18 protein-coding genes are annotated in these 19683 nt (G+C 38.1%); 3 read left to right on the top strand and 15 right to left on the bottom strand.

Annotated features, from left to right (window positions below; translation table 11 throughout):
- Positions 1–213 precede the first annotated feature (213 nt).
- Both ACO6FI_RS11510 and ACO6FI_RS11505 read left to right on the top strand, forming a co-directional pair.
- On the top strand, positions 214–348 hold the full coding sequence (locus tag ACO6FI_RS11510; RefSeq protein ID WP_007594806.1) for a hypothetical protein: 135 nt from the start codon (positions 214–216) through the stop codon (positions 346–348).
- 102 nt (positions 349–450) lie between these two features.
- Positions 451–921 (top strand): hypothetical protein, encoded by a 471-nt coding sequence (locus tag ACO6FI_RS11505; protein ID WP_485457455.1) that lies wholly within the window; start codon positions 451–453, stop codon positions 919–921.
- A gap of 95 nt (positions 922–1016) precedes the next feature.
- On the opposite strand, the gene pflA is transcribed toward ACO6FI_RS11505, so the two are convergent.
- The 9 genes from pflA to ACO6FI_RS11460 all read right to left on the bottom strand — a co-directional run bounded on the left by pflA (position 1017) and on the right by ACO6FI_RS11460 (position 10624).
- A complete protein-coding gene (gene pflA, locus ACO6FI_RS11500) occupies positions 1017–1745 on the bottom strand; it encodes a pyruvate formate-lyase-activating protein (RefSeq protein WP_485457454.1) in 729 nt (242 codons plus the stop codon).
- Between the two features lie 83 nt (positions 1746–1828).
- Complete coding sequence (pflB, locus tag ACO6FI_RS11495) at positions 1829–4069, bottom strand: formate C-acetyltransferase (protein ID WP_485457453.1); 2241 nt, start codon at positions 4067–4069, stop codon at positions 1829–1831.
- Between the two features lie 191 nt (positions 4070–4260).
- Entirely contained in the window at positions 4261–5337 is a 1077-nt protein-coding gene (locus ACO6FI_RS11490) for an acyltransferase family protein (protein WP_485457452.1), read from the bottom strand.
- A gap of 81 nt (positions 5338–5418) precedes the next feature.
- On the bottom strand, positions 5419–5655 hold the full coding sequence (locus ACO6FI_RS11485) for an ADP-ribosylglycohydrolase family protein (RefSeq protein WP_485457456.1): 237 nt from the start codon (positions 5653–5655) through the stop codon (positions 5419–5421).
- Complete coding sequence (locus tag ACO6FI_RS11480) at positions 5655–6359, bottom strand: ADP-ribosylglycohydrolase family protein (RefSeq protein WP_485457451.1); 705 nt, start codon at positions 6357–6359, stop codon at positions 5655–5657. The genes ACO6FI_RS11485 and ACO6FI_RS11480 overlap by 1 nt, the downstream gene beginning before the upstream one ends.
- 77 nt (positions 6360–6436) lie before the next feature.
- Positions 6437–6784, bottom strand: coding sequence for a hypothetical protein (locus ACO6FI_RS11475; RefSeq protein WP_485457450.1), 348 nt, complete (start codon positions 6782–6784; stop codon positions 6437–6439).
- A 19-nt stretch (positions 6785–6803) separates the two neighbouring features.
- A complete protein-coding gene (locus tag ACO6FI_RS11470; RefSeq protein ID WP_485457449.1) occupies positions 6804–7001 on the bottom strand; it encodes a helix-turn-helix domain-containing protein in 198 nt (65 codons plus the stop codon).
- A 36-nt stretch (positions 7002–7037) separates the two neighbouring features.
- Positions 7038–8909, bottom strand: a complete 1872-nt coding sequence (locus tag ACO6FI_RS11465; RefSeq protein WP_485457448.1) for a fructose-1,6-bisphosphatase — start codon at positions 8907–8909, stop codon at positions 7038–7040.
- Positions 8910–8926: 17 nt separating this feature from the next.
- The gene (locus ACO6FI_RS11460; protein ID WP_485457447.1) at positions 8927–10624 is read right to left on the bottom strand and encodes a VanW family protein; all 1698 of its coding nucleotides are present in this window, start codon (positions 10622–10624) and stop codon (positions 8927–8929) included.
- A gap of 202 nt (positions 10625–10826) precedes the next feature.
- On the opposite strand from ACO6FI_RS11460, the gene ACO6FI_RS11455 reads away from it, so the two are divergent.
- The gene (locus ACO6FI_RS11455) at positions 10827–11690 is read left to right on the top strand and encodes a PHP domain-containing protein (RefSeq protein WP_485457446.1); all 864 of its coding nucleotides are present in this window, start codon (positions 10827–10829) and stop codon (positions 11688–11690) included.
- Positions 11691–11745: 55 nt separating this feature from the next.
- On the opposite strand, the gene ACO6FI_RS11450 is transcribed toward ACO6FI_RS11455, so the two are convergent.
- The 6 genes from ACO6FI_RS11450 to ACO6FI_RS11425 form a co-directional block, all read right to left on the bottom strand.
- Complete coding sequence (locus ACO6FI_RS11450; protein ID WP_485457445.1) at positions 11746–12444, bottom strand: LbetaH domain-containing protein; 699 nt, start codon at positions 12442–12444, stop codon at positions 11746–11748.
- Positions 12445–12447: 3 nt separating this feature from the next.
- Entirely contained in the window at positions 12448–14436 is a 1989-nt protein-coding gene (locus tag ACO6FI_RS11445; RefSeq protein WP_485457444.1) for a DNA topoisomerase, read from the bottom strand.
- Entirely contained in the window at positions 14436–15500 is a 1065-nt protein-coding gene (locus ACO6FI_RS11440) for an aldose epimerase family protein (protein ID WP_485457443.1), read from the bottom strand. The genes ACO6FI_RS11445 and ACO6FI_RS11440 overlap by 1 nt, the downstream gene beginning before the upstream one ends.
- A 169-nt stretch (positions 15501–15669) precedes the next feature.
- Positions 15670–16755, bottom strand: coding sequence for an aspartate-semialdehyde dehydrogenase (asd, locus tag ACO6FI_RS11435; protein WP_485457442.1), 1086 nt, complete (start codon positions 16753–16755; stop codon positions 15670–15672).
- Positions 16756–16923: 168 nt separating this feature from the next.
- Positions 16924–19161, bottom strand: a complete 2238-nt coding sequence (locus ACO6FI_RS11430; protein WP_485457441.1) for a DNA gyrase/topoisomerase IV subunit A — start codon at positions 19159–19161, stop codon at positions 16924–16926.
- An 8-nt stretch (positions 19162–19169) separates the two neighbouring features.
- The coding region (locus tag ACO6FI_RS11425) for a toprim domain-containing protein (RefSeq protein WP_485457440.1) at positions 19170–19683 on the bottom strand (514 nt) is incomplete at its 5' end.

Below are 19683 nucleotides of genomic sequence, written 5' to 3'. Positions count from 1 at the left end.
TGCTCATTCATTGATAAAACTACCTTTCTGATAAGTCTGTTCCTCCTGTCTAATAAAATGTATAAAGTATTATTCTATCATAAACAGGACATTTTAGTTTGGGGTATATTAGGACTTTATCATATACGGCTTATAAATGCTGTCATATTTTTTATAAAAGTATTGACTATATATATATATATAATGTACTAAAGAATTTTAAGGAGGTACATTATGGCTAAGTATACAATACGACTAAAAGACAGACAAACCGGCAAAGTACAGAATGTTCTTATTGATGCTAAGAATATCCAAGAGGCAAAGGCCAAAGCTATGGCAACATATGGAACAGCTTATGAGGTTTTATAATTTTCTGTCTGTTTAATTCATTCTGTAACAATCACTTGAGACTGTAGCATTTACTTACTTGTTACAGTCTTATATTCTTATACTACTAAGGAGTATAATACAATGGACAATAAACAAGAAATGTTAGATTGTATAACAGGTTATGTTCCTGCACTAATGAATGCTTCCGGGTACAGCGTCATACCATATTATAATCTGGATAACAATACTATTGCCAGAATAAAAGAATACTTTTCATATGATATATCCGGTGATGATATAGTCGCTCTTATATCAACATCAGTTATGGATCCCGGGAAAACAGGACTTGTATTTACTACATCTGCTGTATACACAAGAGATTGGGGATTTTTTCCTGATACTGACGAAAACTGGTATTGGGATGCCGACGATGCAACTTTCAGTTCATCAAACGATTTTGAGGTATATGTATTACAACTTATTATGAAAGATTTGTTTGATATTTCAATGAATGGGCTTGTTGAAGGATTTAAAGATGTAACAAATGCCACTAAAGATATTGCACAGGGATTTAAAGACCTATTTGATGCACTTGGTAATCTTGACAAATGATCTTATTTGAAGTAAAGATGCTGTTATTTAGCGATTAAACTCGTAATATTACAGCATCTCTTTCTACTATTTGTATATAGTTTTTAACCTCTAACTTACCACTTCAATATCCTGTTTGCATTCTCCACTCTTTCCTTTGTAGGCGGGTCAATACCTTCAAGCTTATACAAAATTCCAAGAGTATCCCATTTATGCCTGCCAAGAGTATGGTAAGGTAATACCTCCACCTTTTCTACATTTTTTAATGTATCAATGAACTCTCTCAGTTTTTTAAGGTCCTCGTCATAGTCGCTTCTTTGCGGTACAAGCACATGCCTTATCCACATATTTTTTCCCATTTCATCCATAGTCTTTGCCATCTCCAAGATGTGGTCATTTTTCAGGCCTGTAAGCACCTCATGTCTCTCATTGTTTATTTCCTTTATATCAAGCATAATAAGATCTGTATATTGCATCAATATTTTAAACTTCTCAAAAAAAATATAGTCCTTGCTAAACGGTCCTCCGGCGGTATCAAGGCAGGTATTCACACCGTTTTCCTTACAAAGCTTAAAAAGTTTCGTCACAAAATCTATCTGCAAAAGCGGTTCACCTCCACTTACAGTAATTCCGCCGTTATCCTTCCAGTACGGTCTGTACCTTATAGACTTATCAAAAACCTCTTTTGCACTGAAGCTTTGATTTTCCTTGGTAGACCATGTATCCGGATTGTGACAGAACTGACATCTCATAGGGCAACCCTGTACAAATACTACAAATCTTACTCCAGGTCCGTCCACAAGTCCGAATGTTTCAAATGAATGTATATTTCCTCTTACTTCCATAATTCCTCCAAAAACAAAAGGCTATGTAAAGAAACTTCACATAGCCGTTTATCACTGCAAAAGCAATATTATCAGTTTATATCTTACAGCCTGTCATGGCATGTTCTGGCAATAACATCAAGCTGCTGTTCTCTTGTAAGGTCAATAAACTTAACAGCATATCCTGAAACTCTGATAGTGAAGTTTGCATATTCTTCCTTCTCAGGATGTTCCATAGCATCTATAAGTTTCTCTGTACCGAAGACATTTACATTGAGGTGATGTGCACCCTGATCAAAGTATCCGTCCATTACCTGAGTGAGGTTTTTCTTTTGCTCATCCTCACCATGTCCGAGAGCTGAAGGATTAATAGTCTGAGTATTTGAAATACCGTCAAGTGCATACTCATAAGGCAACTTTGTAAGTGAATTTAAAGAAGCCAAAAGACCGTTCTTCTCCGCTCCGTAGCTTGGATTTGCTCCCGGTGCCAGCGGCTCTCCGGCCTTTCTGCCGTCAGGCATACTGCCTGTGGCCTTACCGTATACCACATTTGAAGTGATTGTAAGTATTGATGTGGTTGCCTCTGAATTTCTATATGTATGTCTCTTCTTTATCTTTGTAAGGAAGGTCTTTAAAAGCCATACAGCAATATCGTCCGCTCTGTCATCATCATTACCATACCTTGGGAAATCACCTGTTGTCTCATAGTCTATAACAATACCGTTCTCATCACGTATTGTCTTTACCTTGGCATACTTTATTGCACAAAGTGAATCAACCACATGTGAAAATCCCGCTATACCTGTTGCAAAAGTTCTTCTGACATCAGTATCTATAAGCGCCATCTCGGCAGCCTCATAATAATACTTATCATGCATATACTGTATAAGGTTCAATGTATTTACATAAAGTCCTGCAAGCCAGTCCATCATCACATCATACTTTTCCATTACCTCATCATAGTCAAGATACTCGGATGTTATAGGTCTGTATGCAGGTCCGACCTGCTCTTTTGTCTTTGCATCCACACCGCCGTTGACAGCATATAAAAGGCACTTTGCAAGGTTTGCTCTGGCTCCGAAGAACTGCATTTCCTTACCTGTCTCTGTAGCCGATACACAGCAACATATAGAATAGTCGTCACCCCATACAGGACGCATTACATCATCGTTTTCATACTGTACCGAACTTGTTCTTATAGAAATAGCCGATGCATACTCCTTAAATGATTTTGGAAGTCTGCTTGAATAAAGTACTGTAAGGTTCGGCTCAGGTGAAGGTCCCATATTTTCAAGTGTATGTAAGAATCTGAAATCATTCTTTGTTACCATTGGTCTGCCGTCTATACCTATACCTGCCACCTCAAGAGTTGCCCAAACCGGATCACCTGAGAAAAGCTGATTATATGAAGGTATTCTTGCAAACTTTACCATCCTAAACTTCATTACAAGGTGATCTATAAGCTCCTGTGCTTCATTCTCAGTAAGCTTTCCCGCCTTCAAATCCCTTTCAATATAAATATCAAGAAATGTTGATATTCTTCCTACACTCATTGCCGCACCGTTTTGTGTCTTTATAGCGGCAAGGTATCCGAAGTATAACCACTGTACAGCCTCTTTCGCATCCTTTGCAGGTTTTGAAATATCATATCCGTAAGCCGACGCCATTTCCTTCATCTCTTTAAGTGCATTTATCTGCATTCCAAGTTCATCTCTTTGGCGGATTACCTCGTCAAGCATTGTACCGTCACCGCAATTTGCCATGTCTTCCTGCTTTTTTTCTATAAGAAAATCTATTCCGTAGAGTGCAACTCTTCTGTAGTCTCCTACTATTCTTCCTCTACCGTAGGTATCAGGAAGCCCTGTGATTATTTTATTATGTCTGGCTGCATGCATTTCAGGTGTATAAGCCTCAAACACAGCCTGATTATGTGTTCTGTGATACTCCGTAAATATCTTATGAAATTTCTCGTTAGTCTGATATCCGTAGGTACTTGCAGCCTGCTCAGCCATCTTGATTCCGCCAAAAGGCATAAACGCTCTCTTTAAAGGCTTATCTGTCTGAAGTCCGACCACCTTTTCAAGATCCCTCATACTCTCATTTATATATCCCGGACCGTATGATGTAATTGTGGAAACTACTTCAGTCTCCATATCCAAAACCCCGCCCTTGGCTCTCTCTTCCTTTTGAAGCCTTGAAAGTTCAGCCCAAAGCTTATTTGTAGCATCTGTAGGACCTGCAAGGAAACCTTCGTCTCCATCGTATATTGTATAATTATTTTGTATAAAATCACGGACATCTACATCGTCACGCCATTTTCTTCCTTTAAAACCTTCCCAGCACATAAGTACCTCCTTTTAAATAAAAGCAATTAGTTAGGCTTTACTAACCTATCTATGCCCTGATGATATCACCAATCAATTTTAAATTCAAGTAATATTTGTTAAAATTTTCTCATGTTCCCAATAAAAAACAATTCATACTGTAATAGTATGAATTGTTTTCATACATATACATTATTACATACATTCAGTTATTAAAAAGGCCTGCATATTTTGTCTGTAAATCTGTTTCCTAATACGTAGCAACAGACAAATGAGAGTATAGCCATTATAATAATCAGTATCTCTTCTTCAAATCTTCCTAAACTTACTTTATTCAATACATAGTAAGAAAAAGTATCTTTTATCGGTCTGTGGAAAACATATATCGGCAAACTGTATACTCCGAATTTTTTCAAAAAAGGTGTCAAAAAGAATTCCCTTTTGTTTATCAAAACAAAGAAAAAATATGCAATACATAGTGCATATGGAATGAATACTACTCTAAGCGGATTTAAAACACCTTTAAATATACTTGCGATATTTTCATATACCAAGATATATCCCCATGTTCCGTAAAACATTCTGGTATACGGTCCTATAATAGAAAAAAATATAATAAATGTTCCGACAAAAACCGCACCTGCTATAAAAATCGGTTTACTTGTCTTTTCAAATACCGAAACTCTTCCGGATGAAAGGTACTTTTTATAAAGCATTCCCATATAAAAGAAAGGTGCAAAAGATACCACCCTGTCCAAAGCCAAAAAGTCAAATACTTTCTCCTGCCAAGGCATATTTAACATTGAAAGGCAGGCACCAAATATAATCAGAAGTATCAGGTATATATTTGTTCCGATATCTTTTTTATTTATCTTTTGAATAAATTCTATAGGCAACAGCAACAATTTGAAAATAATCATTACCAAAATATACCAAGGTGCATATGACTCATGTAAAAAGTTTGGTATAAGCTTTTTCTCACCGTAAAATAATATATCGCTACAATTAAGCATCAGCTTCATTGCACAGTAAAGTACTATCCATGAACAAATAGACTTAAATCCTGTACCTCTTTTCTTCCACGAACCATAATAAAAATAACCCGACAGGAATATAAACGCCGGCATATGAAAACTGTAAATAAGTAAAAACAGCCTTCTTGCCACCGAATATTCCCTGTCTATTAAAGGCATCATAAAATGTCCCCACACCACAAGGAATATAAGCAAACCTTTGTATATATCAAGGGTTTCTATTCTACTATTATAACTGTTACCATTAGTACACATAAACAGCTTCCTTTTCTACAATCAACTACCTTAAGTAGCTATATTACTATATAATGATAAAAAAGCGCAAGCTTATCAGGCTTACGCTTTTAACAAGCTGTCAATCCAATCCTTTTTTTGCACCTTGGCTCTCCAACTTTCCGGTATTCCATCATAAGTATAATATAGTCCTGCAAGCCCACCTGTTACGGCTGCTACGGTGTCGGTATCATCACCCAAGTTTACAGCTTTTAAAACAGCTTCCTTATAAGATGAGGTATTTATCAGACACCATATGGCTGCTTCAAGTGTGTATACAACATATCCGGTGCTTTTTATCAGTTCTTCAGGTATATTTTTAAATTGTGAGAGTAAAATAAGTCTGTTATAGTTTCCAAGCTCGTCTTCATTATTTTACCGTAATACTCAAATGCATTATCTATTCCGAACTGCAGTCTTTCTGTCAATTCTCCGCCTTTCCCCAAAACGGCTCTTACCAAAAAATAATATATACCACAGGCTAATTTGCTTCTTATATGTGCATGTGTCAAAGCTGAACAATTATGTACCATATCTATAACTTCATCATCTGATATATTTAAGCTTTTTTGCTGTTCAAAAAGATATAAGCATACCGGCAATATTCTCATAAGCGAACCGTTACCGTTATCCCACTCCGTTTTTCCTCCTGACTCTAAAGGTTTGGCCCCGTTACTGTATTTCATTACAGCCCTTGAAGTTGCTGTTCCTATATCAAAGACTTCACCAAAAGGTGTGTATTCTCCATACATACACCAATCATGAAATCTGTCCATAATATCCTTATAATCAATCTTTCCTTTATCCTTAATACTTGTAAGAGTTGCAAGCACCATACTGCTGTCATCAGACCATGTGCCTTCAGGCTGATTATATGTCCCGTACCCTGTCATATCTTTTATAGGATTGTTTTTTCTTTCCTCTCTTGTACTGAATTCAACAGGTACTCCCATCGCATCTCCGACAATAAGCCCGTATATTCCCGATTTCCAAATATTATTCATTTATCCCCCTACTTGTCATAAAAACCGTTAAAACCAATCTTTTCATTGATTCTAACGGCTTTTACTATGCCTTTAATCTAATTATACATTTCACTTTCATGTTCTGCTATAAAATTTGCACCTGTACAGGCACCACAGTCACAGTACTTTCCGCCTGCCGCTTTTACCTCTTTGGCATGTTCTGCAAGTTCCTTTGCCTTTTCTTCACCGAACACCTTCTTACCCTCATCGGATACAAAAAAGTTATACACGCTGTCTATTGTACATATATCCATCTTTGCTTCCGCTATCAATGCCTTTGTAGCGGCTTCCTGTGCATCCGTACCAAGTGACTCAAGCCAGATTTCACCTGCTGTTTCAAGCTCCGGACAACAGCTTGGTGCCTCTATCATTTCCTTTACCGCCTTTACTATACTTTCGTTCATATATTCCTCCTTATAATTTCTATTTCATGCTTCGCATATACTTTTCAAAGCTTTCCACACTCATATTTGCCCTGCTTGCCGCATCGGCTATACTTAGTATACCGTCCTTCACTAAAGATATTAAGGCACTTATAAATTTTTGTATACCTTGCTTTCTGCCTTCTTCTCTGCCCTCTTCTCTGCCTTCCTCATATAATTGCTTCAATACTTCTGACATATCTTCTCCCTCCTCTCCTTCCCCACACTCTGCATCTTACAGCGTCCTGTAATTTTCAAGCAGCATCTTAAGGTCGGCTATATCCTCAAGGATTTGTTTACCGATGTCCGTATCCTTTACAAACATACGATATGTCTCCTTTTCTATCACCTCTGACTCTGACCTTATATCCGTGTTGTTTATCAGTGCATCTTCTACAGATGTGAAAGGAGTATGCGCCTTCAGTCTAAGACCGTGTGAGTTAAATATCAGAGTATAACCTGCAATTCCTGTAGTCTTGTTCATAGCACGACAAAAACCTCCGTCTATAACAAACAGTCTGCCGTTTGCTCTCACAGGATTCTCACCGTCAACGGCATGAACAGGTGTGTGACCGTTTATAATATGAGAATGTACATCATACAGACCGAACTCATGTAAGATTTGACTGCAAAAGCTCTCATCATAGTACCTGCTGTAATACGGATTTGACGGTTCTTTCCAAAAACTCTTATCTTCTACATAGTCTCTCTCAAAAGTCTTTACCATTCTGCCACAAAGCGGCGACTTCTCACCACCCCATAAAAACCACATAAAGTCCACATCATCCATACTCGGATTATCCGTGTAGGCCGCTCTTGCCTTCTTATCACATATATCAAACAGCGCTTTACCGTGATAATACTTACCTTCTATAGAAAGCATATCAAATGTACCCTTTTCATCCACAGGCACACAGCCGTGATAGATCAGGTTTCTGTTGTAAACATTGTACATACTTCCTTTATCATATAAAAATTTTATATGTTTGTTAAGTCTTTGTCCTGATACAAAACTTCTCCTCAACTTCAAAAGAATCTCTTCTTCTTCATCGGTAAGCTTATACGGGTCATTCATATCAAGAGTAGGAAAAAGTGTTGTCTTCAAGGCAGTCTCCACACCGTCTATAGTCACACTGCCCCTGTCAAGATTTATATGCTCCAAAAGCAACCTGCTGTCCATCTCATACTCCGGATGCCTTTTTATAAGCTTACCTTCCACCTTAAAAAGCATTACCTTGATTGCCGCAAGCGCCGCCTGTATCCCGTCAGATATACCGTACGTATTCATTCCGAAAATAATAAGCGGCCTTAGGCTAATACCATATCCGTTTTCCAAGATTTCGACATTACCGTACTTTAAATTATTTCTGATAACATTACAGATACAGGCATCGTTACCGCATACAGCACCCATCCAAAGAATATCATGGTTACCCCATTCAATATCCATAGAATGATACTTCATAAGCAAATCCATTATCCTGTCAGCCTGTCCTCCTCTGTCAAATACATCTCCTACCAAATGCAGATGGTCTACCGCAAGTCTTTTTATAAGTGCCGAAAGTGCAATAATAAACTCGTCAGCATCTTCCAAATCTATGATTGTTTGCAAAATATGCCTGTGATAGCTGACTTTATTGGTATCTTCATTCTTTTGTGCGTGTAAAAGCTCGTCGATAATATACGCGTAGTCCTCAGGTAATGCCTTTCTGACCTTTGACCTTGTATACTTTTGTGAAAGCAGTCTTGCAAGCATTATAAGATAGTTTAAAGTCATAGAATACCAGCCGGCATCTATCTTTCCGGTCTCGGCAAGCATGGTCATCTTCTCCCTCGGATAATATATCAGAGTACAGAGTTCCTGTCTGTCAAACTCGGACAAAGTATCTGTGAATATAAGGTCGACCTTTTCCTTTATCACACCTGAACAGTTATTCATAATATGTAAAAATGCCTCATATTCACCATGTATATCACTTAAGAAAAATTCGGTTCCCTTCGGCAGGTTTGTGATTGCGGACAGATTGATAATTTCTCTGATTACCGATTGACTTGACGCATAATTTTGCTTAAGTAACTTCAAATACTTTACATTCTCCCTATTCATAATACCCCCTATAATATTTAATCTTCAGGCTTTGGCACAGTCTCTTCGACAGTAGCCGCCTCTGTTGTCAGTTTTTCTACAGTTTCTTCAACACTATCTTTTTGCTTAACGCTTTCTTCAGGCTTTGGCACCTCATTTTTCGATACATCACTTGTAGGTATCTTCTCAACGGTACTCTCTAATGTAGTCTCAGTATTCTTTTTACTCAAACTCTCATCCGACTTCACACCCCCGGTATCGCCTATACTTGTTTCAACACTTGACTTTGAAGTGCTTGTAGTCTCTGTACTCTGTGAATTTACCTTTATCTTTGCAGGCTTACCTCTATATGTGGAATTGTGGAAAGGTTCTTCCTTTATTATACTTCCGTTCTTTTTAACAATATAAGTGGTAGCCCACCTTGAACCTTTCTTTGCCTCACTTATTACCACTTCTTTCCCTCTTTTAAGGCTCTTATCCTCAATATACTCAGGCGCAGGAGGGTCAAGATCTGCAATCTTTTTTGACTCCATCTCTATACTCACACCGTCCTCCAAAATAGGAATACCTATGATTGAACAGGTAAGTGTCTGCCCTGTAAGCACTGCACGTATTGCTATAGCGGTGTCACAAGTATTTACAAATTTCATATCAGGCCCCGCATATCCGTCATAGCTTACCATTGCATCCTCTCCGGGAGTCACATAAGTAGGCTCATATGAATGTGCATGCCTCTCTGTAGTTGTAAGCCCTGCAAATATGACCGCATTATAAAGTGTAGACGAAACCTGACATACTCCGCCACCCGGCTCTTCAGACAAGACTCCGTTCACATAGGCTCCTGCCGGTCTGTAACCTCTTTCTTCCGTCCTGTTACCTGTAGTATTGTTAAAAGAAAATTCCTCACCCGGCTTGATTATCAGTCCGTCAAGTGCTTCACTTGCAAGCGAAATATTGGTATTTCTGTCCTTATTGTCTGTAGTCTTTGTAGTAAAAGTTCCTATTACCTTATACTTCTCCTTTGCACTTACCTCTGTAACACTCGGTTTTGCTTCATTTCTTACAACCAAGATGTCCGCCTGAAAATCCTTTCTGTCTGTAAATGATTTCAAATCACCTTTCAGTCTGTTCTCATCTATCAAAAATCCGTCACTCTCATGTGTGTAGGTAAAGCTCTTTGTTTCCTTGTTAAAACCCGATATAGAGCCGTTTTGAGGAAGAATATCCCACTTTTTTTTCGCCTCATTAACCATCTCTTCTATATCGCCGTCATCAAAACTTATATCATAATGCGTATTTGCCTTATCAATATCTGAATATATTTCACTCAAAAGCTTATCAAGCTTTTTATCAAGTATATTACTTAGCTCCAAGCTGTCATTATCATCTATGTGCAACTTCATCTTCCAGGGATATACTCTTTTGATTGCGGCTTTTGCCTCCGCCATTTTCATTCCCGTTATATCCACTTCATCAATACTTATATGCTTTTTCAGCTTTTCATTTGCAATATCAACAGTCGACTTTGTGCTTATCTCACCTGCCGCATTTACAGGCCTTATTACCCTCTTCACACAAAGTATTAAGGTTGTAAGCAGCATAACAAAAACAGCTGTCAACAAAGCCACGCCCTTTATATTTATGTCCGCCGGATATATGCCGCTTTGTGAGCGTCTTCTGGCTGCTCGCACTCTTTCCGAACCGGACATCTGTTCTTTTTTTCGTTTTTTAAACATTTTATTTCCCTATGAATGTATTATTAAAATACCACTCAATAATATTTTATTTTTACAATAAAAGTAATATTCTTAAGTCAAATTATACCAAGAAAATGATTCCGGTACAACAATCAAGATTTGCTTTAAACAATCCATTGTGCTAGACTGGTTATGGTTTTTATTAACAAATATTAAAACATGATAATTTTCAGAGGATAATATGAAATATATTGATTTACACACACATTCCACGGCTTCCGACGGAAGCTTTTCTCCCTCTATGGTAGCCACACTGGCAAAGGCAGCAAACCTTTGTGCTATAGCGCTTACAGACCATGATACCATGGCGGGAGTAAACGAATGCTTCAAAAAAGGACTTGAACTTGATTTGCCTGTGATTGCCGGAGTTGAGATGAGTTGCGTATACAACTCAAAAGAAATACATATTTTGGGATATCTTCTACCTGATACTTTTCCTCCAAAAAAACTTAATATACATAATGAAATATTAGCCGACTTGGATTTTTTTGCAAAGGAAAGGGCTGAAAGAAATAATGAAATACTGAAAAGATTCAAAAAAGACGGCATTATAATCTCTATGGATGATTTGGTCGGAGACAATCCCCATACTCAGATAACAAGAGCACACTTTGCCGGCGCCCTTATAAAGACGGGAGTAGTTGCAGATAAATCCGAAGCCTTCTCAAAATATCTTGAATACGGAGGCAAGTATGTACCTGTAAAGAAAATCACAACAAACAGATGTATGGAATTTTTAACCAAACATCATTTCTTTATTTCACTTGCACATCCGTTCCAGTACAAATTTTCCGAAAGCGAACTTGAAAATCTGCTTATTCATTTAAAAGATCTCGGTTTAAACGGTATAGAAGTTTATCATTCCACACATTCAGATGAAGATATAAAAACGCTTCACTCTTTAGCAAAAAAATATAATCTGCTTCCGACAGGTGGAAGCGACTTTCACGGCGCACACAAGCCGGGACTTGATATAGGTAAAGGATACGGCAATTTAAAAGTGCCTTATTCACTGCTTGAAAACATTTTAAATCATATAAGCTAATCAAAAAAGGTCTGAAACCTCTGCAAAACTGTAGCGGATTTCAGACCTTTTTATTTTATAATTTATTTACAACCGGCTTTTTCTTTGCCTTTGTTACTATATCATCTGCACTCTTATATATAGATGACTTGCTTACACAACCTCTTACACTTGAAAGCGGATATATGGTTGTATTCTTTCCTATAACTGTACCCGGATTCAGAATGGAACCGCATCCTACTTCAGCCTCATCACCTACTATTGCACCAAGCTTTCTAAGACCTGTCTCAAGCTCTGCATCTTCCAAGTGAAGCACTACATCGGACTTATCGCTCTTAAGATTTGATGTGATTGCAGACGCACCAAGATGTGCCTTGTATCCGATAACGGAGTCACCAACATAGCTGAAATGCGGAACCTGTGCCTTGTTGAAAAGTATGGCATTCTTAAACTCACATGAGTTTCCCGCTACCGCACCTTCACCGATAATCACATTTCCTCTAAAGAATGCACATGAACGAATACTTGCGTCCTTTCCTATGATAAGCGGACCTGCAAGTGCTACAGTCGGCATTATCTTTACAGAACGATGTACCCATATGTTCTTTCCGATCTTCAGATACTCGGTATCAGGCAATGTGGCTCCGACTTCTTCTATGAAGCTTCCAAGCTCCTTGAATACTTCCCAAGGATATGTGTATCTCTCAAAAAGTTCTTTTGCAACAGTTTCCTCAAGATCAAAAAGTTTTTTTGTTTTTACATCGATTTTCTTCATTTTTTATCCTTTCATGCCCTTATATTCTTTTGAAATCTTTTCAAATACGGCATTTAAACTATATTGATTATTAAGCTGCTTCACATTTAGACATCTGATCCCTACAAATCTTTCAAGCTTTGTCATATACTCATCTGATGATATATCTCCGTTTGACACCATTGTTAAGCCCTTTTCCCAACTTGCTGTGAGTTCGGGATTTAACAGCTGTGAAATGGAACAATTCACCACTTCGTATACTATCTCACCGAAAAGTGTAGGTGTGATTATCTGCGTTTTTTTGTTGAGAGCCAGATACTTGATTGCAAACAACTTTTTCAAAATATCCGCCCTTGTAGCTGAAGTACCTATACCGCTTCCCTTTATCTGACTTCGAAGTTCTTCATCTTCTATAAGCTGACCTGCATTTTCCATTGCAAGTATTATGGATCCGGATGAATACCTCTTTGGAGGTACTGTCTCTCCCTCCTTTATACTTAAAGAATCAAGCCTTAACTTGGAACCCTTTCTAAGCGATGAAATCATATTTATATATTCAGGCTTTTGTGAGTCGCCTTCATCATCGCCTTCTTCCTTTATCGGACTTAATACATCCAAAAATCCTCTTTCAATACAAACCTTGGTATTTGTGATAAATATCTCATCTCCTATACCGAACTTGATGGCAAACTTCTGATATATGGCAGGAGGATAAAATATAGCAAGAAATCTCCTACATATCAGTTCATATATCAACATCTGCAATCTGCCTAAAGAATTCATATTTCCAAACCCGGTAGGTATTATAGCATAATGGTCGGTGATTTGACTATCATTAACATACTTTGTTTTTGATATATTTTTGTATGTACTTTTATTAAGTATATCATTTGCGAAATCCGCAAGCAAAGGAAATTTACAAAGTCCCCTGATATTTTTATCTATTTCCTTGGCTACAGCGCTTGAGAGCACTCTGGCATCGGTTCTGGGATATGTAACAAGCTTTTTCTCATAAAGCTCCTGTATAATCTTTAATGTTTCATCAGGGCTTATCTTAAATCTCTTTGAACATTCATTCTGTGCTTCGGCAAGGTTAAACAAAAGCGGAGGATTCTTCACTTCCTTCTTTTTCTCATTTGAGAGTACCTCTGCTTCTCTACCGTTATCATTTGCAATCTCTTCCACATGTTCAATAAGCTTTTGTGCATATATCTTTTCCACAAAGCCGTTATCCTTATAGAGCATCGGGGAATTAAAGTACTTTGACTTTTCATTTACCTTCCACTCTCCGTCTATGAACATCCCGTTATTTTCAAACTTTGCCAATACTTTATAAAAAGGAGTCTTTACAAAGTTTCTTATTTCTCTTTCTCTGTTGACCACCATTCCTACAACACAGGTCATTACTCTTCCCACACTTAATACCGCTCTGTCAAGCTTTAAAAAATTTGCCACATTTCTGCTGTACTTAAGTGTAAGAATCCTTGAAAAGTTGATACCCATCAAATAATCTTCCTTAGCTCTGAGAAAAGCTGCCGCTGAAAGATTGTCATAGTACGACCAGTCTTTGGCATCTTTGATACCCCTGCGTATCTCCTCTTCAGTCTGTGAATCAATCCAGACTCTTTTTCTGACCTTATTCTTTACATTTGCCATCATATCCACAAGTCTGTAGATATACTCACCCTCTCTTCCCGAGTCGGTACAGATATATATAGTATCAACATCTTCTCTGTTCAACAGTTTTGAGACTATATCAAACTGAGTTTTCACTCCGTCAATCACTTCATATTTGAACTCTTTAGGTAAAAAAGGCAGAGTGTCAAGAGACCAGCGTTTGAACTTTTCATCATACTTTTCAGGATAACTCATAGTTATAAGATGTCCTACACACCATGTAACTATAACATTGTCCCCTTCCAAATATCCGTTTTTCCTGCCTGTAGGTACCTTAAGTGCCTTTGCAAACTCGGCTGCAACACTCGGCTTTTCCGCAATAAAAAGTTTCTTCATCAATCTTTTTCTACACTGAACTTGTATACAGTCTCACTGATAAACTCTTCAAGCTCATTAACTACCGGCTGTATAAAGTCGGGATTATTTATAGCATTAGGGAAAAACTGTGTCTCAAAGCAGTATCCGCTTCGCTTATTATAATGTACACCGTTTTTACCTACTATCTCATCATTCAAAAAATTTCCTGTATAAAACTGTACTCCCGGCAAATCGGTATACACTTCCATAACTCTTTTACTTATATTATCTCTTGCCTTGGCTATCAGTCTGAGATTGCCGTCGTAATCTCTTATAACCCAGTTATGGTCGTATCCGCCGCCTTGAACTGTAGCTTCATAATCGGAGTCTATACCGTCACCGATCTTTCTGTACTTTCTAAAGTCCATAGGAGTATTTTCAACTTTTCTTATCTCACCTGTAGGTATGGAGTTCTCATCACATGGCAAAAAGCTGTCTGCGTATATCTCAACCTCCTGGTCATATATATTTTTCGCATCCTCACCGGCCAAGTTGAAATAATTATGATTTGTAAGATTGACAGCCGTCTTTTTATCACAGACAAAACTGTATCCTATTGTAAGAGCATTGTCATCCGAAAGCACATAGCTTACACTTATTCTTGCTTCTCCGTCAAACCCTTGGTCACCGTCAGGACTTATCAGCATAAATGTAACCATATCTCTGTCTTCATCTTCAAATGTCCCTGCTTGCCATATCCTTTTATCCCAGTAATCGGGACCTGAATGCAGCGCATTGTTACCGTTATTTAGAGATAATTGAAATTCTTTTCCGTCAAGAACAAACCTGCCTCCTGCTATACGATTGGCATATCTTCCTATTATAGCACCGAAATGCGGCTTATTGTCCTCATAGCCTGCCACACTGTCAAAACCGAGGCATACATCTTTAAAGTTTCCATCCTTATCAGGTACCAGCATACTCACCCATGTACCGCCCAAATCGGTAAATGACGCACTCACACCGTTTTTATTTGTAAGAGTATACAGATTCACTATCTTACCGTCTTTTGTTTTTCCAAATTCAGTTTTCTTAATACCCATAACTTTCCTCTCTCTACAAAGAAAAAGCCGTCACAGCCTGATGTGACAGCTATTGCCATACATTATACAAATTTTTCTATTCTCTTGCAATACTTAGTGTAAATATTACTATGTTACTTGATAATGAAAAAGGCATCTGCCACGCAAATGCCTTTGATAAAATTTAAAATTATTTTGCCTGTATAAAGTTCTTTGCTGTCAAATACTCGGCACAAAGAAGAGCACCGCCTGCAGCACCTCTTAAAGTGTTGTGTGAAAGTCCGATAAACTTATAGTCATAGATTGTATCCTCTCTGAGTCTGCCTACCGAAACTCCCATACCTTTCTCAAAGTCCACATCAAGTGAAACCTGAGGTCTGTTATCCTCTGTGAGATACTGTATGAACTGCTTAGGTGCAGACGGAAGATTAAGCTCTTGAGGCTCACCCTTATACTCTACAAGCTTCTTTATAAGCTCTTCCTTTGAAGGCTTATTTTTGAATCTTACAAATACCGCAGCTGTATGTCCGTTAAGTACAGGTACTCTGACACACTGGCAAGTAATCTTAGGTGAAGTTGCAGGAACAATCTCGTCACCTTCAATATGTCCCCATATTCTAAGAGGCTCTTTCTCACTCTTTTCTTCCTCACCACCGATAAAAGGAATGATATTTCCCTCCATCTCAGGCCAATCCTTGAAAGTCTTTCCGGCACCTGATATAGCCTGATATGTTGTAACAACAACCTCCTCAGGTTCAAACTCCTTCCATGCATTAAGTACAGGAGCATAACTTTGTATAGAACAGTTCGGCTTAACTGCAATAAATCCTCTCTTGGTTCCAAGTCTCTTCTTTTGTGACTCGATAATCGCAAAATGCTCAGGATTGATCTCAGGTACTACCATCGGTACATCCTTTGTCCAACGGTGTGCGGAGTTGTTTGAAACTACAGGAGTCTCAGTCTTTGCATATGCCTCCTCAATGGCCTTTATCTCATCCTTAGTCATATCTACAGCTGAGAATACAAAATCCACTTTCTTCGCAACAGCATCTACATCATTTACATTCATAACTATAAGGTCTTTGTAAGCCTCAGGCATAGGTGTAGTCATTTTCCAACGACCGCCTACAGCGTCCTCATATCTCTTGCCTGCACTGTTCGGGCTGGCTGCAACAACTACCACCTCATACCAAGGGTGATTTTCAAGTAATGATAAAAATCTCTGTCCTACCATACCTGTAGCACCGAGAACACCGACTTTTAATTTTCTATCCATAACATTTCTCCATATCTATCTGTATTTTGTAACAGCCATCCAAAACTTTTGAACAACTTTTTTAACTGCATGCAATCATATTACAACACGAATAATATTTCAAGCACTTTTTCGCAATACACGCACATTTGTATGTCTTACAAAGACAGTTGCTTTAAAATGTTTTATTTACTTGATTTTTTGTCCCTTATATCCCCTATGACTAAGCCTTACTTTCGATAGGTTTACTTCCTTTCCGTTCACATTTCCGATACCTGTTTCAGATAATATGTACAGATTTTCTACAAACTCATTGTAGCCCAGAGTTATCGCTTTCTCTCCTCTTGTACTCTTTTTAAATTCATTTACCTCGGAGACATTAAACTTAAGTATATAGCCTGCACTGCTTGATACACATATATCTGTCTTAATTCTTGTATCAAGCAGCCTTACACCCACCAAAACATCATCGTCATTAAGCTTTGTGGATGCCACCTGTTTATTGTTTGTCTTAAATTCGCTTGATGATACCTTCTTTATATAGCCGTTTTTGGTAAGCATCAAAATATAAGAACCCTGCATACTGTCTTCACTTAAAGCCAAAAGTATCTCTTCACTGCTGCTGTCAAACTTTGTCAGATTGTCAACAGGTACTCCCTTATCTCTAAGCTTTGACATAGGTAAATCCATCGCCTTTATTTTATATAAAATACCCTTATTGGAAAAAATACATATTCTGTCCGTATTCATAATCGGGAACACGTACTTATTCTCAGTCTCTATATTCTCGGCATTCTTATCAAATGTACCCCTGTCCAAAAGCTTACAGTATCCGAACTTATCCATAACAAAGATTACTTCTTCACTGGCAACTTCCTCTTCAACATATACGGCTTCCTTGGCGTCTTCAATATGAGTTCTTCTCTTTATTGCAAACTCTTTTTTGATTTTTTCAAGATCCTTTATAAAGAGTTTATCCATATTTTTGTGATTTTTCAAAATATTCTCATATTCCGCTATATTCTTAAGAGTAGTCTCATTATCCTTTATAAGAGCTTCTATCTCGAGACCGATAAGCTTATAAAGTCTCATATCAAGTATTGCCTGTGCCTGTTTTTCAGTAAATGAGAGCTTCTTTGCATCTTTTTCAAGTGACTTTACCTTAAATGTAATACCTGTAGTATCACCGTTTATCAGACATTTTTTTGCCTGAGCCAAATTCTTGGAACCTCGAAGTATGGCAATTATCAAGTCAATTACATCTACAGCCTTTATAAGACCCTCTTGAATTTCCTTTTTCTCAAGCTCCTTATTGAGAAGAATGTTGTACTTCTTTGTGGTAATTTCATACTGAAACTCAATATAATTTTTAAGGATATCTCTAAGTGATAAAATCTCCGGTCTGCCGTCAACTATTGCCAGCATATTTACACCGAAAGTATCCTCCAGCTTGGTCTTTTTGTAAAGAATATTTTTTATCTTTTCAATATCCGCATCTTTTTTCAGTTCCAAAACTATTCTGGTACCGTTCTTATCGGATTGATTACTGATATCCACCACATCACCAAGCTTCTTATTCTCAACCAGATTGGCTACATCCACCAAAAACTTATTTATTCCGCTGCCTATCATGGTATACGGAATCTCAGAGACTATAAGCTTATCCTTGTCACTTTTTCTTCTTCCAAGCTCTACTTCTATCTTACCTCTAAGCTTTAACTTACCGTTTCCCGTATTGTATATTTCAAGCAAATCCTTTTTATTTGCAATGATACCGCCTGTAGGAAAATCCGGTCCGTGTAAGATATCAAGTAACTTTTGGGGGTCGATATCCCTGTTTTTTATATAGGCAATACAGGTATCACAAACCTCTGCCAAATTGTGTGTGGGTATGGATGTTGACATTCCGACGGCAATACCTTCCGCACCGTTTATCAAAAGATTCGGTACCCTGACGGGCAGTACTTGCGGCTCTTTTTCAGTCTCATCATAGTTTGAAACAAATTCCACAGTCTTATCAAGGTCTTTTAAATATACTTCTTCTGTAAACTTTGCAAGCTTTGCCTCCGTATATCTCATGGCAGCCGCACCGTCACCTTCAATAGAGCCGAAGTTTCCGTGTCCGTCAATCAAAGCCATGCCCTTTTTGAAATTCTGACTGAGTACTACCAAAGTCTCATATATTGAGCTGTCTCCATGTGGGTGATATTTACCCATTGTATCTCCGACTATTCTGGCGGACTTACGATGAGGCCTGTCACTGAATATCCTAAGTTCACTCATATCGTAGAGAACTCTTCTTTGTACAGGTTTTAACCCGTCTCTTGCATCAGGTATCGCCCTTGCAGTGATAACACTCATAGAATAATCCAAATAGGACTTTTGCATCTCCTCCGAATATTCCGTTCGCAATATTTTCTCAGCCATATACCCTCCTATGCGTCAATCACGGCTTCTCTTGCGTGTTCATGTATAAAATTTCTTCTTGGAGCCACATCCGAGCCCATCAAAAGTTCCGTCACTTCACTTGCAAGCCTTGCATCTTCAATCTCTACCTTCTTTAACACTCTTCTTTCAGGGTCAAGAGTAGTCTCCCAAAGCTGCTCGGCATCCATCTCACCGAGACCTTTATACCTTTGCAGTGTAAAGTTATCCTTGTGCTTTTTCCTGTAATCCTCAAGTGCCTTTTCATCGTAGAGATAAACTCCCTCTCCTTTTTTCGGTACCACCTTAAAAAGCGGCGGCATGGCAATGTATACATGCCCGTCATATATAAGCTCAGGCATAAATCTGTACAGGAATGTCAAAAGCAGTGTATCAATATGACTTCCGTCCACATCCGCATCCGTCATAAGTATTATCTTGTCATAGCGAAGCTTTGATATATCAAAGTCATTGCCGTATCCTTCAGAAAAACCGCAGCCGAAAGTATTTATCATAGTCTTAATC

It is taken from the genome of Lachnoanaerobaculum sp., from assembly GCF_057250505.1.
The sequence above is the reverse complement of the archived record's forward strand: the minus strand, read 5'-3'. Positions and strand labels throughout refer to the sequence as shown.

Excerpts from the sequence above, each read along its gene's own strand:
- ACO6FI_RS11460 (WP_485457447.1), bottom strand. The coding sequence starts at position 10,624 with ATGTTTAAAAAACGAAAAAAAGAACAGATGTCCGGTTCGGAAAGAGTG.
- ACO6FI_RS11455 (WP_485457446.1), top strand. The coding sequence starts at position 10,827 with ATGAAATATATTGATTTACACACACATTCCACGGCTTCCGACGGAAGC.
- pflA (WP_485457454.1), bottom strand. The coding sequence starts at position 1,745 with ATGGAAGTAAGAGGAAATATACATTCATTTGAAACATTCGGACTTGTG.
- ACO6FI_RS11465 (WP_485457448.1), bottom strand. The coding sequence starts at position 8,909 with ATGAATAGGGAGAATGTAAAGTATTTGAAGTTACTTAAGCAAAATTAT.
- ACO6FI_RS11510 (WP_007594806.1), top strand. The coding sequence starts at position 214 with ATGGCTAAGTATACAATACGACTAAAAGACAGACAAACCGGCAAAGTA.
- ACO6FI_RS11430 (WP_485457441.1), bottom strand. The coding sequence starts at position 19,161 with ATGGCTGAGAAAATATTGCGAACGGAATATTCGGAGGAGATGCAAAAG.
- ACO6FI_RS11470 (WP_485457449.1), bottom strand. The coding sequence starts at position 7,001 with ATGTCAGAAGTATTGAAGCAATTATATGAGGAAGGCAGAGAAGAGGGC.
- pflB (WP_485457453.1), bottom strand. The coding sequence starts at position 4,069 with ATGTGCTGGGAAGGTTTTAAAGGAAGAAAATGGCGTGACGATGTAGAT.
- ACO6FI_RS11440 (WP_485457443.1), bottom strand. The coding sequence starts at position 15,500 with ATGGGTATTAAGAAAACTGAATTTGGAAAAACAAAAGACGGTAAGATA.
- ACO6FI_RS11505 (WP_485457455.1), top strand. The coding sequence starts at position 451 with ATGGACAATAAACAAGAAATGTTAGATTGTATAACAGGTTATGTTCCT.
- ACO6FI_RS11445 (WP_485457444.1), bottom strand. The coding sequence starts at position 14,436 with ATGAAGAAACTTTTTATTGCGGAAAAGCCGAGTGTTGCAGCCGAGTTT.
- ACO6FI_RS11450 (WP_485457445.1), bottom strand. The coding sequence starts at position 12,444 with ATGAAGAAAATCGATGTAAAAACAAAAAAACTTTTTGATCTTGAGGAA.
- ACO6FI_RS11475 (WP_485457450.1), bottom strand. The coding sequence starts at position 6,784 with ATGAACGAAAGTATAGTAAAGGCGGTAAAGGAAATGATAGAGGCACCA.
- ACO6FI_RS11480 (WP_485457451.1), bottom strand. The coding sequence starts at position 6,359 with ATGAATAATATTTGGAAATCGGGAATATACGGGCTTATTGTCGGAGAT.
- asd (WP_485457442.1), bottom strand. The coding sequence starts at position 16,755 with ATGGATAGAAAATTAAAAGTCGGTGTTCTCGGTGCTACAGGTATGGTA.
- ACO6FI_RS11490 (WP_485457452.1), bottom strand. The coding sequence starts at position 5,337 with ATGTGTACTAATGGTAACAGTTATAATAGTAGAATAGAAACCCTTGAT.